This is a genomic window from Micromonospora endophytica, from assembly GCF_003236305.1.
In the GTDB taxonomy this organism is placed as follows: Bacteria; Actinomycetota; Actinomycetes; order Mycobacteriales; family Micromonosporaceae; genus Micromonospora; species Micromonospora endophytica.
In genome coordinates, this window is the sequence record NZ_POTX01000051.1 from 1 (window position 1) to 12347 (window position 12347).

Consider the following 12347-nt stretch of genomic DNA (forward strand, 5'->3'; position numbering starts at 1 on the left):
GGGCGGCTATCGGACAACCCTGAGGTGGTCACCGGTGGGGTCGGTGCGGTCTTGAAGGGCGGCTATCGGACAACCCTGAGGTGGTCACCGGTGGGGTCGGTGCGGTCTTGAAGGGCGGCTATCGGACAACCCTGAGGTGGTCACCGGTGGGGTCGGTGCGGTCTTGAAGGGCGGCTATCGGACAACCCTGAGGTGGTCACCGGTGGGGTCGGTGCGGTCTTGAAGGGCGGCTATCGGACAACCCTGAGGTGGTCACCGGTGGGGTCGGTGCGGTCTTGAAGGGCGGCTATCGGACAACCCTGAGGTGGTCACCGGTGGGGTCGGTGCGGTCTTGAAGGGCGGCTATCGGACAACCCTGAGGTGGTCACCGGTGGGGTCGGTGCGGTCTTGAAGGGCGGCTATCGGACAACCCTGAGGTGGTCACCGGTGGGGTCGGTGCGGTCTTGAAGGGCGGCTATCGGACAACCCTGAGGTGGTCACCGGTGGGGTCGGTGCGGTCTTGAAGGGCGGCTATCGGACGCTGTCGAGAGCGGCGGCGAGGCGGTTGCGGATGGTGTGCTGCTGGGCCAGGCGGGCGTCGATGGCGGCGAGGCGGGCCTGCGCCACCCGGATGCCGCCCGGTGACGGTGGGGCCGTGGTCACGTCACCGTCCAGGCATGGCCGGAAGAAGTCGACGTCCTGGAGGGTCAGCCCGGCGGCGAGCAGGTGCCGGATGTTGCGGACCCGGGTCACGGCGCTGGCGTCGTAACACCGGTAGCCGTTGGCGGACCGGCGCGACGCGATCAGACCGTGCTGCTCGTAGTGGCGCAGCGCCCGCGGCGTGCTGCCGGTGACCCTGGCCAGTTCCCCGATCCGCATTCGCCCGCCCCCTTCTCGGTACGGTACCGAGCCGTCGCCTTCCGGAGTTCGCTCAGCCATTGGGTGCCGAGGCGGTGGCCGTCGGGGAACTGGTCGTCGCGATCCCAGCGCCACGCGGTGATCATCGCCAGCATGAGAATCCGGCAATCCCGGAGCAGGTGGTGATCGACGCCCGGGTAGAGGTCACCGACCTCGTCGGGTGCGTGCGCCAGGTCGAACTCGATCGGCCCCCGGCAGCACGTCTCGAAGTCGATGAAGAGCAGGCCGATCGAGGTCGAGAGCAGGTTGCCCGGGTGAGGTTCACCGTGCAGGAGTTGTTCGGGCCGGCCGCTGTCGCTGACCGCTCGGCGCAGGCGGTCCAACGTGCCGGCGAGAAAGCTCCGGTCGGCGTCGGCTAGCGTCGGCGTCCGGTCGTGGTCGGCCACGAGCGTTTGGGCCTCGGAAATCCGGTCCGTGAAGTGCGGGGTGGGCAGGTCGATCCGGCGCATTCCGGCGTGCAGACGTTCGAGCGCTCTGGCGTAGTCCGCGGGTGGGATCGCTTGGGTGGTCACCGGTTCGTAGTAGGTCCACAGCGTGACCATGTAGTCGTCCCAGACGAAGACCTCGGGCGCTTCCAGTGCGGCCACCGGGCCCCCGACTTCGAACAGTCGCTGAGCGGCATCCACTTCCAGTTGGGCGCACTGGTGCGCCGCCGGCGCCACCTGTGCCAGCACGTCGCAGGGTTGCAGACGCAGGGTGAGCTTGTTCGAGTCGTGCAGGACGGCAGCGTCGTAGGCGGTCAGGCCGAGCGAGGAGGCGATAGACATGGCTGCCTGTGTCGCCCGTCGGGCCGCATTCGCCTGCATCGAGGCACCGTAACTCAGCGGGTTCGGCGCAGCATCCGCATTCCGGTTCCCCTGCCGCTGGAAACTAGCGCGGCGGCGACCATACCCGGACCTGTCGAGTCCTCGGCCATGGGGCCGGTGTCAACCGATAACGGCCCCACCGTCGACCGGCAGCACCACCCCGGTGATGAAGCCCGCCGCCGGGTCGCAGAGTCGCCGGATGGCCCACGCTACGTCCTCGGGATCGCCGATGCGGCCCAGGGGAGTGTGGTCAAGCTGCCAGTGGCGCAGCGCCGCGCGTTGCTCGGGGGAGAGGCCCTGGTGTACGCCGATGGGCGTGTCGATCGCGCCGGGTGCGACCGCGACCACCCGGATACCGAGTGGGGCCAGTTCCACCGCCCAACTGCGGGTCAGCGAGTCCAGGGCGGCCTTGCCGGCGGCGTACATCGAGGAACCCGGCCAGGCCCGCTGACCCACGGCCGTGGTGACGTTGACGATCACGCCGCGACTCGCGGTGAGCGCGCCCAGCGCGGCGTGGGCGAGGCGGGCCGGGGCGAGCAGGTTCGTGGCGAACTGGGCGTGGGCCTGCGCCTCGTCCAGTTCCGCGAGCGGGCCGGCACCGGCGATCCCGGCGTTGTTGACGAGCACGTCCAGACGGCCATGCCGGTCCAGGGCGGCGTCCACCACCTGGCGGGGCGCGTCGGTGGCGGTCACGTCGACAGTCAACGGGGTGATCAGCGGATGACCGGCCGCGGTGTCGATGAGCGGTGCCCCGCGGCGACCGACCGCCAGCACGTACGCCCCGTCGGCGCTGAACGCGCGGGCCGTGGCGCGCCCGATGCCGGTGCCGGCACCGGTGACCACGACGACTCTGCGGCGCGCATCGTTCATGCCGTCAATGGTGTGACCCTGCCGTCAGTGGCAGGGTCAAGTGATCACCGGCCGGTGGTGCTCGCTGAGGTGCCCGGGCGACGGCAGGGTGATCGTTGACGTCGGGGCGACTCGACACGCCGGTAGAAAGGCGGCCGGAACGTCAGCGATCAGGGGCTGCCCACCGGGGGCAGCCGTCGTGCGCATGTGTGGTCAGTCGGCAGGGTCACGCGGGTCGGGTGCGGCGTTCCTTCGGCGGGGAGCCGTGCCGCTGCAGGGCCTTGCGGGACGGGCCGCCAGGCGGCGGCAGCGGGGCCTTGACCGGGTCGTGACCCCAGTTCATCAGGGAGTAGCGCCATCGGGTCGCCCGGACGTCGCCGCTGGGTCGCTGCGCCATGTGCCGCCGGACGTACCCGACGACCTTGCGCATGTGCTTGTAGTCGGCCTCGGTGAGCTGGTCACGCTTGCGGCGCAGCAGGTCGATGATCCGGCGGCCGGACTGGTGGCCGACCGACTCGCCGCCCTTGCTGCCCTTGCGCCAGCCGACGTGTTTGGACTCCTCGGTCTCCAACCAGGTGGACAGCTCGCCGGGCTTCATGTTGACCGCCTCGGTGAACTCCCGGTAGGTCTGGTCGGGATCGTCACGACTGCTCACGACGCAACACCTCCGGCCGGTGGGCGACGTCTCTGCCCGAGTCGTCGTTGCGGATCCGGTACTGCGGCTCGTCCGGTGACGCGTTCACTGCGTGTCCGCGTACGTGGGTGCGTTCGGTGAGTTTCTCCTTGACGACTCCGTACGCCCGGCCGCTGTGGCTGGCCCAGGAGACGTGGTCGCCGTCGTGGAACTCCTTGTCGGCCATGCGCCGGGTTACCCGAGGTCACCGGGCGGAAACGACCAGGCGGTACGGGCTACGGGACGATCTCGGCGACCAGCAGTTTGACGTCGAAGGGCTCGGTCAGTTCGATCAGGTCGGCGCTGTCCGCCTGAAGTTCGTACTGCCGCTCGCCACCCGGCCCGATCCGGTCACCGAGTCGGTACGCGTACAGGTGCACCGGGTCCTGCTCGACCCGCCAGTAGAACGGGATGCCTGCGGCGGCGTACTCGCCGGGCTTGGCGAACCGGTCGACGCGGCGGGTGCCCGGCGAGACGATCTCCACGGCCAGGACCACGTCCGCCGGCCGGAGCCGGGACCGGTCGGACGGCAGCCCGGCGCGGCACAGCACCACGTCCGGTTGCCGGCTGGTGTTGTGGCTGAGCGTGACGCCGACCGCCTGGGTGGCGCGCAGGTGTTTCGGGGCGTGGGAGTGGAGCCACGAGGTCAGCAAGAACGAGATGTTCTGGTGGCCCAGGGTGGGGGAGGGTGTCACGTGGATGACTCCGTCGACGAGTTCGACGCGGGGGGCGTCGTCCGGTAGGGCGAGCAGGTCCTCCAGCGTGTAGTCGGCACGCTGCTGCCGCATCGGATCCGGACACCAGGGGCCAGGTGATGTCGGGATGGGCTCGGCGCTCATGAGGTGAGCGTACCGCCGCAGGCGGGCCCGGTAGTCGCACCGGAAGTGCGGCTTAGCCGGAAGGTTTCTCGGTGACGAAGATGGCGGTGCCGGGGAAGAGGCGACCCCGCAGCGGGCTCCACTGCCCCCAGATCCCCTGGTGTCCCTCGGGCCATTCCGGTTCCACCAGGTCCACCAGCCGGAAGCCGGCGGCGACCAACTCGCGGACCCGGTCGCCGAGGGTGCGGTGCTGCTCGACGTAGCTGGCCACGCCGCGTTCGTCCTGCTCCACGTACGGACGGGTGTCGAAGTACGAGTGCACGGCGGTCAGCCCGCCCTCGCCCGGGTCGTCGAGGAAGACCCACCGCATCGGGTGGGTGACCGAGAAGACCCAGCGGCCACCGGGGCGCAACACCCGGTGCACCTCGCGCATCAGCGCCGCCGAGTCGTCGACGAAGGGCACCGCGCCGAACGCCGTGCAGGCGATGTCGAACGCCTCGGCGGCGAACGGCAGCGCCAGCGCGTCGGCCTGCGCCAGCGGCACGCGTACGCCGCTGCGCTCGGCGGCCTGCGCGGCGTGCCGCAACATGCCGGCGGAGAGGTCCACCGCGACCGGTCGGGCGCCCTGGGTGGCCAGCCAGCGTGAGCACGAGGCGGCGCCGCAGCCGACCTCGAGCACCCGGCGTCCGGCCACCTCGCCGAGCAGCCGGGCGTCGGCCTCGCGCAGCCCCTCCGGGCACCAGACAAAGTCCACGTCACCCAGGAAGTGCCCGTGTTCGGCCTGGTACGCGTCGGCGTCCGCGTCCCACCAGCGGCGGTTGGCGTGGCGCGCCTCGGCGTCGCCGACCCGGCGCCGGGTCACCCGGTTGTCGTCGTCCACCCGCTAGACGCTAGGCCCCGGCCCGGCTCCTCCCGGCGGCGGCCCGGCACCGGCGCCTGGCCCGGCACTGGAGCCTGACCGGCACCGGCGCCTGGCCCGGCACTGGAGCCTGACCGGCACCGGCGCCTGGCCCGGCACTGGAGCCTGACCGGCACCGGCGCCTGGCCCGGCACCGGCGCCTGACCGGCACCGGCGCCTGACCGGCACCGGCGCCTGGCCGGGCGACCGCGACCCGCCCGGCTCGCCACGGGACGCGCCCGGGCACACCCGTGCTCGGGGAGCCACGGCAGCTCGGCCGCGAGGGCCTTGCTGATCGCCTGGGCACACCCGTGCTCGGGGAGCCGCGGGGCGAAATCTCCGCTTTCGCGGGTGGCGCGGCGATCAGGACCCGGGAGGGCTTGCACGCTGTGGTAATGCAGCGGGTAGGGTAGACGATGCGCTCGCGGATCGTGTGCCTCGGCAGGGAGCAGGTGCGCGGTCGACGGAGTCACATCAAGATCTCGTTCAGCGATTTCCAGGTGGGCCCGCCGACGGATCCGTTGGCGCGCACAGGTCACCGCGACACCTAGCCTGCTGTGACACACCATCCGACCGGAGCAACCGCCCACATGACGAGCAGCATCGAGGCCCCCTCGAGCGCCACCAAGGTCACCCACGACGACCTCGGCTCTGAGGAAGCTTTCCTCGCCGCGATCGACGAGACCATCAAGTACTTCAACGACGGCGACATTGTCGAAGGCACCGTCGTCAAGGTCGACCGGGACGAGGTCCTGCTCGACATCGGCTACAAGACCGAGGGTGTCATTCCCTCTCGTGAGTTGTCGATCAAGCACGACGTGGACCCGGCAGAGGTCGTCTCGGTCGGTGACCACATCGAGGCCCTGGTCCTCCAGAAGGAGGACAAGGAGGGGCGGCTGATCCTCTCGAAGAAGCGGGCGCAGTACGAGCGGGCCTGGGGCACGATCGAGAAGATCAAGGACGAGGACGGTGTCGTCCGCGGCTCGGTCATCGAGGTGGTCAAGGGTGGCCTCATCCTCGACATCGGGCTGCGCGGCTTCCTGCCCGCCTCCCTGGTCGAGATGCGGCGGGTGCGTGACCTTCAGCCGTACGTCGGCCGTGAGCTCGAAGCCAAGATCATTGAGCTGGACAAGAACCGCAACAACGTGGTGCTGTCCCGCCGGGCCTGGCTGGAGCAGACGCAGTCCGAGGTGCGCACCGAGTTCCTCAACAAGCTGCAGAAGGGGCAGGTCCGCAAGGGCGTCGTCTCCTCGATCGTCAACTTCGGCGCCTTCGTCGACCTGGGCGGCGTGGACGGTCTGGTGCACGTCTCCGAGCTGTCCTGGAAGCACATCGACCACCCGTCCGAGGTGGTCGAGGTGGGCCAGGAGGTCGAGGTCGAGGTCCTGGACGTCGACCTGGACCGCGAGCGGGTCTCGCTGTCGCTGAAGGCGACCCAGGAAGACCCGTGGCGCCAGTTCGCCCGCACCCACGCGATCCAGCAGATCGTGCCGGGTAAGGTCACCAAGCTGGTGCCGTTCGGTGCGTTCGTCCGGGTGGACGACGGCATCGAGGGCCTGGTGCACATCTCCGAGCTGGCCGAGCGCCACGTGGAGATCCCCGAGCAGGTCGTGCAGGTCGGCTCCGAGGTCATGGTCAAGGTCATCGACATCGACCTGGAGCGTCGCCGGATCTCGCTCTCGCTCAAGCAGGCCAACGAGGGCTTCGTCGAGGGCGAGGAGCACTTCGACCCGACCCTCTACGGCATGGCCGCGACGTACGACAACGAGGGCAACTACATCTACCCGGAGGGCTTCGACCCGGAGACGGGCGAGTGGCTCGAGGGGTACGACAAGCAGCGCGAGACCTGGGAGAACCAGTACGCCGAGGCGCGGCAGCGCTGGGAGGCGCACCAGAAGCAGGTGCAGACCTCTCGGGCCGCCGAGGCCGAGGCCGCTGCCAACCCGCAGCCCGCCCCGACCAGCGGCACCACCACCTCGACCAGCGCGGCCCCGAGCCGTCAGGCCGAGGAGCCGGCCGGCACGCTGGCCACCGACGAGGCGCTCGCCGCACTGCGGGAGAAGCTCGCCGGCGGCAAGTGACCCCGGTCCGGCGCTGCGCCTGACTGGTGCCGTGCTGAGGGTGGGACTGACCGGTGGGATCGGGTCGGGTAAGAGCGCGGTGGCGCGGCGACTCGTCGAGCGGGGTGCGATGCTCGTCGACGCCGACCAGGTGGCGCGGGAGGTGGTCGCGCCGGGCACCGAGGGGCTGGCCGAAGTGGTGGCCGCCTTCTCCGAACGGATACTCGCCGCCGACGGCTCTCTCGACCGGGCCGCCCTCGGCGACGTGGTCTTCAGCGACGAGGCGGCCCGCCGTCGGTTGGAGGCCATCGTCCACGGTCGGGTACGAGCGCGTACGGCGGAACTGATCGCCGCCGCACCGGCGGACGCCGTGGTGGTCAACGACGTGCCGCTGCTGGTCGAGGTGGGGCTGGCACCCACGTACCACCTGGTGGTGGTGGTGCAGACGGCGGTGGCCACCCGGCTGGAGCGGCTGGCCCGTGACCGGGGGATGAGCCGCGCGGAGGCGCAGCGGCGGATCGCCGCCCAGGCTGACGACGCCCGCCGCGCCGCCGCGGCGGACGTGCTGCTCGCCAACGACGGCACCCTGGCGCAACTGCACGCGGCGGTCGACGCGCTCTGGGACGACCGGCTGGTGCCGTTCGAGGAGAACGTGCGACACCGGCGGCCGGTCCGCATGCACCGGGTGGCACTGTCCACGCCGGATCCGACCTGGCCGCAGCAGTACGCCCGGCTCGCCGCCCGGATCCGGCACGCGATTGCCCCGGCCGATCTCCGGATCGACCACATCGGTTCGACCGCGGTGGCCGGGCTGTCCGCCAAGGACGTGATCGATATCCAGCTCAGCGTGCCGTCGCTCGCCGACGCCGACGGGCCGCTGGCGCAGCGGCTGGCCGAGGCAGGTTTTCCCCGATTCCCGGGTAACTGGTGGGACAACCCGCGTCCGGCCGGCAGCGGCCGGTGGGAGAAGCGGTTGCACGGCAGCGCCGATCCGGCCCGCCCGGTCCACCTGCACCTGCGGGTGACCGGTTCACCCGGCTGGCGGTACGCGTTGCTGATGCGCGATCACCTGCGGGCCGATCCCGCGCGTCGGGCCGCGTACCTGATGCTCAAGCGGGAGCTGGCGGCGTCCGCGCCGGACAGCGGCGCGTACGCGACCGCCAAGGACCCCTGGTTCGACGAGGAGCGCCTGCGCGCCGAGGAGTGGGCGGCCACGACGGGTTGGTGTGCCTGAGTCGACCAGACCCGATCAGCGCGGACGGGTCGGTGCGGCCAGCGGTGGCACCCGGCCCGGGGTCAGGTCGAGCTGCGCCCAGGTGCCTTCCCGGGTCGGCAGTTCCAGCCGGCGTAGCAGCCCGTTGCGCGCGAGCCAGTAGCGGGCCCGGCTCCGGCCGGTGTCGACCTCCAGCACGTCGACCACGCTGCCGGCGAGCTTGTCCCCACGGATCCGCCGGACGGAGCCCGCCGGTCCGCTGTCGCGGACGGAGCCCGCCGGTCTGCTGTCGCGGGCGGCCCCCAGGGCGGCGTCCAGCAGCGGAGTCAGGGCGTCGGTGCGGTGCGCGCCGGCTCGCCAGCCGGTGACCGGCGGTGGCAGCGGTGGGGGGTCGGCGTGGCCTCCGGCGATTGCCCCCTCGATCCGGGTCACCCCCTGGGCGTCCTGCCGCAGCAGGGTGCGCCGACCCTCCGCGTCCAGGTCGGTGACGCCGAGGTAGGCCGTACCCGAGGTCCAGCTCAACCAGCCCGCGCCGCGCAGATTCGCGCGGGCCGCGGTGGGCGCGGTCACCGTGACGGCGGCACCGCCGGCGGCCCGGAGCCGGGCGGGCAGCCGGCGCCAGCGCTCCCGCTCGGCGGCGGTGAGGGCACGGGGCAGGCCGACCCGGCCGCCAAGCGCGTCGACCGGCCGGAGCGTGGGCCGGTCGGCGCGGTTGAGCTGCACGTGCACCGGCCCGACGTCGGGAAGGCTGGCTTCCAGCCGATGCAGCCTCCCGGCCGGGTCCAACCAGTACCGCCTCGCCCCGTCGTCACCGTGCGGCGGGCGGGCGGACAGGACGTCCACGGTCTCCCCGTTGATCCGCTCCTGGCCCGCCCAGTGGCCGGAGAACCCGTCGGCGGGGTCGGGCCGGTCGTTGGCGAGGGTGAAGATGAAGCTCAGCACGGGATCCAGCCGTCGGTCGGCGGGCAGTCGCCAGCCGTCGGTCGGCGGGACCAACGGTGGCATCGCGGGCGCCGGCACCGCCGTCGGGTCGGGGCGGAGCACAAGTACGGTGGGGGTCGCCTGGGTCAGACCGCGCAGTGGGCCGGCACCGGGGCCGGTCACGTCCAGGTAGGCCAGCTGCCGGGCCCAGTCGACCCAGCCGAGCAGGTCGGTGCGGGTGCTGCCGTCGCCGACCGTGACGTGTAGTCCGGCCCGCAGTTCCCGATAGTTGGTGACCCGCATGACGGCCAACCGCTCCCGTTCGGTCGCTGTCAGCTCCCGGGCCGACGCGGGTGCCCAGTTGGTCAGGGTGACCACCAGCAGCACGGCGGCGACCGTTGCGGTCAGGGCGAGCCCGGCCAGGGTGAGGCGGTGCCGCCGGAGGGCCCGCCGACGATTCTCCTCGGCCTCGTCGCGGGTCCCGGCCAGTTCCTCGTCGTCGGTCAGGTCTGCCACGGCCGGGTCCAGCAGGCCGGGCGACATCGAGGCGCGGCGGAATCCGGGCGGCCGCCCGGGGGCTGCCGTCCCGGTGAGCCCGAGTGCCTCGGGTGGCACGATGCCGGCGCGGTGCCGTCGTGCGCCGGCCCGGTGCCGGCGTTCGGGACGGTCGGTGGGCGCACCGGACAGCGGGCCGGCCTGCTCGGCGCGGACGGCCGGCTCGGCCGGGAGGCCGGTGCGCCGGGCAGCCGGGGATTCGTCGCGGTGGCCGCCGGTCGGCGGTCGTGAGGTGTTCTCCACGGGAGGATGAACGGGCCGGACCCGGGTGTGGTGACGACGTGGCGGCGCTCGCGGCGGCCGGTCTGCGCGCTCGGCGCGACCACGTCAGGTGCGCACGCCGGACGAGCCGGGTGCTGCGACCCTCGATGCCGGCACCGGTGCGGCCTGTGCGGCTCGCCACCGGACCGGTCGGCCGCCGCGAGCGGCCTACGGGGAAAGGGTAGCCGGGTGAACAGGACCACACAATGCGAATATCGAAGCCGATCAGGAGCCGGGCGTAGTCGGCCCGGACTGTCGGACCTGCGGCGTACCGTTGGGGTCATGGCGCTCGACATTCCCCGGCTCGACGGCCGTTTCCAGGTGGTCAGCGAGTTCCAGCCGGCCGGCGACCAGCCGGCGGCGATCGACGATCTGGAGCGGCGGGTGCGCCGCGGTGACCGGCACACCGTGCTGCTCGGCGCGACCGGCACCGGCAAGAGCGCCACCACCGCCTGGCTGGTCGAGCGACTGCAACGGCCGACGCTGGTGCTGGCCCCCAACAAGACGCTCTGCGCCCAGCTCGCCAAGGAGTTCAGCGAGCTGCTGCCGGACAACGCGGTGGAATACTTCGTCTCCTACTACGACTACTACCAGCCCGAGGCGTACATCCCCCAGACCGACACCTACATCGAGAAGGACTCCTCGATCAACGAGGAGGTCGAGCGGCTGCGGCACTCGGCCACCATGTCGCTGCTCACCCGCCGCGACGTGGTGGTGGTCGCCACGGTGAGCGCCATCTACGGGCTGGGCACGCCGGAGGAATACCTCGACCGCGCGGTGCGCGTGGCGGTCGGCCAGGAGCTGGACCGCGACCAGCTGCTGCGCCGGCTGGTCGACATCCAGTACACCCGCAACGACATGGCCTTCCAACGGGGGACGTTCCGGGTCCGCGGCGACACGCTGGAGATCATCCCGGCGTACGAGGAACTGGCCGTCCGGATTGAGCTCTTCGGCGACGAGGTGGAGAAGCTCTACTACCTCAACCCGCTCACCGGCGACGTGGTTCGTGAGGTGGACCACCTGCTGATCTTCCCGGCGACGCACTACGCGGCCGGTCCGGAGCGGATGGAACGGGCGGTCCGCGACATCGAGACCGAGCTGGCCGAGCGGCTGGCCGAGTTGGAGCGGCAGGGCAAGCTGCTGGAGGCGCAGCGGCTGCGGATGCGCACCACGTACGACATCGAGATGATGCGGCAGGTCGGCTTCTGCTCCGGCATCGAGAACTACTCCATGCACATCGACGGCCGGTTGCCCGGCAGCCCGCCGCACTGCCTGCTCGACTACTTCCCCGACGACTTCCTCACCGTCATCGACGAGTCGCACGTGACGATCCCGCAGATCGGCGGGATGTTCGAGGGCGACGCCTCGCGCAAGCGGATGCTCATCGACCACGGGTTCCGGCTGCCCAGCGCCGCCGACAACCGGCCGCTGCGGTTCGACGAGTTCCTGGAGCGGGTGGGCCAGATGGTCTTCCTGTCGGCAACGCCGGGGCCGTGGGAGCTGGAGCATGCCCAGGGCGAGTTCGTCGAGCAGGTGATCCGGCCGACCGGTCTGGTCGATCCGGAGGTCGTGGTCAAGCCGACAAAGGGCCAGATCGACGACCTGATGCACGAGATCAAGCTGCGCACCGAGCGCGACGAGCGGGTGCTTGTCACCACGCTGACCAAGAAGATGGCCGAGGACCTGTCGGACTACCTGCTGGAGAACGGCATCCGGGTGCGCTATCTGCACTCCGAGGTCGACACGCTGCGCCGCGTCGAGTTGTTGCGGGAGCTGCGGCGGGGTGACTACGACGTGCTGGTCGGCATCAACCTGCTCCGGGAAGGCCTCGACCTGCCCGAGGTGTCCCTGGTGGCGATCCTGGACGCGGACAAGGAGGGCTTCCTGCGCAGTGGCCGCTCGCTCATCCAGACCATCGGCCGCGCGGCCCGCAACGTCTCCGGGCAGGTCCACATGTACGCCGACAAGATCACGCCATCGATGGCGGCCGCGATCGAGGAGACCGACCGGCGGCGGGCCAAGCAGATCGCGCACAACGAGGCGCACGGCATCAGCCCCGAGCCACTGCGCAAGAAGATTCACGACATTCTCGACGACATCTACCGCGAGGCGGAGGACACCGAGGCGACCCGGGTCGGCGGCGCGGTGCGGCAGTTGTCCCGGGGCAAGGCGCCGGTCAAGGAGACCCGTAGCCGGGCCCGGTCCGGCGCCGGCACCCCGGCCCGGGAGGGCATGGCGCGGGCCGAGTTGGCGCAGCTCATCCAGGATCTCAGCGATCAGATGCTGGCCGCCGCGCGGGAGCTTCAGTTCGAGTTGGCCGCCCGGATCCGCGACGAGGTCGCCGACCTGAAGAAGGAGCTGCGGGGGATGGACGCCGCCGGCGTGAAGTAACAGCT

General features: G+C 71.4%; 11 protein-coding genes. 3 read left to right on the forward strand and 8 right to left on the reverse strand.

The features are described from left to right. Positions 1-510: 510 nt before the first annotated feature. The 7 genes from C1I93_RS10430 to C1I93_RS10460 all read right to left on the reverse strand — a co-directional run bounded on the left by C1I93_RS10430 (position 511) and on the right by C1I93_RS10460 (position 4923). Positions 511-858, reverse strand: a complete 348-nt coding sequence (locus tag C1I93_RS10430; protein WP_111243048.1) for a MerR family transcriptional regulator — start codon at positions 856-858, stop codon at positions 511-513. Further along, positions 783-1664: a phosphotransferase family protein gene (locus tag C1I93_RS10435; RefSeq protein WP_258378275.1), complete on the reverse strand. Its 882-nt coding sequence runs from the start codon at positions 1662-1664 to the stop codon at positions 783-785. The genes C1I93_RS10430 and C1I93_RS10435 overlap by 76 nt, the downstream gene beginning before the upstream one ends. A gap of 159 nt (positions 1665-1823) precedes the next feature. Next, a complete protein-coding gene (locus C1I93_RS10440) occupies positions 1824-2573 on the reverse strand; it encodes an SDR family NAD(P)-dependent oxidoreductase (protein ID WP_111243050.1) in 750 nt (249 codons plus the stop codon). A 205-nt stretch (positions 2574-2778) separates the two neighbouring features. After that, positions 2779-3207, reverse strand: coding sequence for a DUF3140 domain-containing protein (locus C1I93_RS10445; protein ID WP_111243051.1), 429 nt, complete (start codon positions 3205-3207; stop codon positions 2779-2781). Continuing rightward, on the reverse strand, positions 3194-3412 hold the full coding sequence (locus C1I93_RS10450; RefSeq protein WP_111243052.1) for a hypervirulence associated TUDOR domain-containing protein: 219 nt from the start codon (positions 3410-3412) through the stop codon (positions 3194-3196). Before C1I93_RS10450 ends, C1I93_RS10445 begins: the two co-directional genes overlap by 14 nt. Positions 3413-3461: 49 nt before the next feature. Then, on the reverse strand, positions 3462-4064 hold the full coding sequence (locus tag C1I93_RS10455) for a Uma2 family endonuclease (RefSeq protein ID WP_223256718.1): 603 nt from the start codon (positions 4062-4064) through the stop codon (positions 3462-3464). A gap of 52 nt (positions 4065-4116) precedes the next feature. Next, positions 4117-4923, reverse strand: a complete 807-nt coding sequence (locus tag C1I93_RS10460; protein ID WP_111243054.1) for a class I SAM-dependent methyltransferase — start codon at positions 4921-4923, stop codon at positions 4117-4119. A 608-nt stretch (positions 4924-5531) separates the two neighbouring features. Between C1I93_RS10460 and rpsA the strand changes: the two genes are divergently transcribed. Further along, positions 5532-7022 carry a 30S ribosomal protein S1 gene (gene rpsA, locus C1I93_RS10465; protein WP_111243055.1) on the forward strand — a complete coding sequence of 497 codons (1491 nt, stop codon included), beginning with the start codon at positions 5532-5534 and terminating at the stop codon, positions 7020-7022. A gap of 31 nt (positions 7023-7053) precedes the next feature. Continuing rightward, complete coding sequence (coaE, locus tag C1I93_RS10470) at positions 7054-8235, forward strand: dephospho-CoA kinase (protein ID WP_111243056.1); 1182 nt, start codon at positions 7054-7056, stop codon at positions 8233-8235. Between the two features lie 15 nt (positions 8236-8250). Here coaE and C1I93_RS10475 read toward each other — a convergent pair whose 3' ends face one another. After that, the gene (locus C1I93_RS10475) at positions 8251-9933 is read right to left on the reverse strand and encodes a hypothetical protein (RefSeq protein WP_111243057.1); all 1683 of its coding nucleotides are present in this window, start codon (positions 9931-9933) and stop codon (positions 8251-8253) included. A gap of 300 nt (positions 9934-10233) precedes the next feature. Between C1I93_RS10475 and uvrB the strand changes: the two genes are divergently transcribed. Beyond that, the gene (gene uvrB, locus C1I93_RS10480) at positions 10234-12342 is read left to right on the forward strand and encodes an excinuclease ABC subunit UvrB (RefSeq protein ID WP_111243058.1); all 2109 of its coding nucleotides are present in this window, start codon (positions 10234-10236) and stop codon (positions 12340-12342) included. Positions 12343-12347 lie beyond the last annotated feature (5 nt).

Coding starts and splice junctions, on each gene's coding strand:
- C1I93_RS10430 (WP_111243048.1), bottom strand. CDS start 858: ATGCGGATCGGGGAACTGGCCAGGGTCACCGGCAGCACGCCGCGGGCG.
- C1I93_RS10435 (WP_258378275.1), bottom strand. CDS start 1,664: ATGTCTATCGCCTCCTCGCTCGGCCTGACCGCCTACGACGCTGCCGTC.
- C1I93_RS10440 (WP_111243050.1), bottom strand. CDS start 2,573: ATGAACGATGCGCGCCGCAGAGTCGTCGTGGTCACCGGTGCCGGCACC.
- C1I93_RS10450 (WP_111243052.1), bottom strand. CDS start 3,412: ATGGCCGACAAGGAGTTCCACGACGGCGACCACGTCTCCTGGGCCAGC.
- C1I93_RS10455 (WP_223256718.1), bottom strand. CDS start 4,064: ATGAGCGCCGAGCCCATCCCGACATCACCTGGCCCCTGGTGTCCGGAT.
- rpsA (WP_111243055.1), top strand. CDS start 5,532: ATGACGAGCAGCATCGAGGCCCCCTCGAGCGCCACCAAGGTCACCCAC.
- uvrB (WP_111243058.1), top strand. CDS start 10,234: ATGGCGCTCGACATTCCCCGGCTCGACGGCCGTTTCCAGGTGGTCAGC.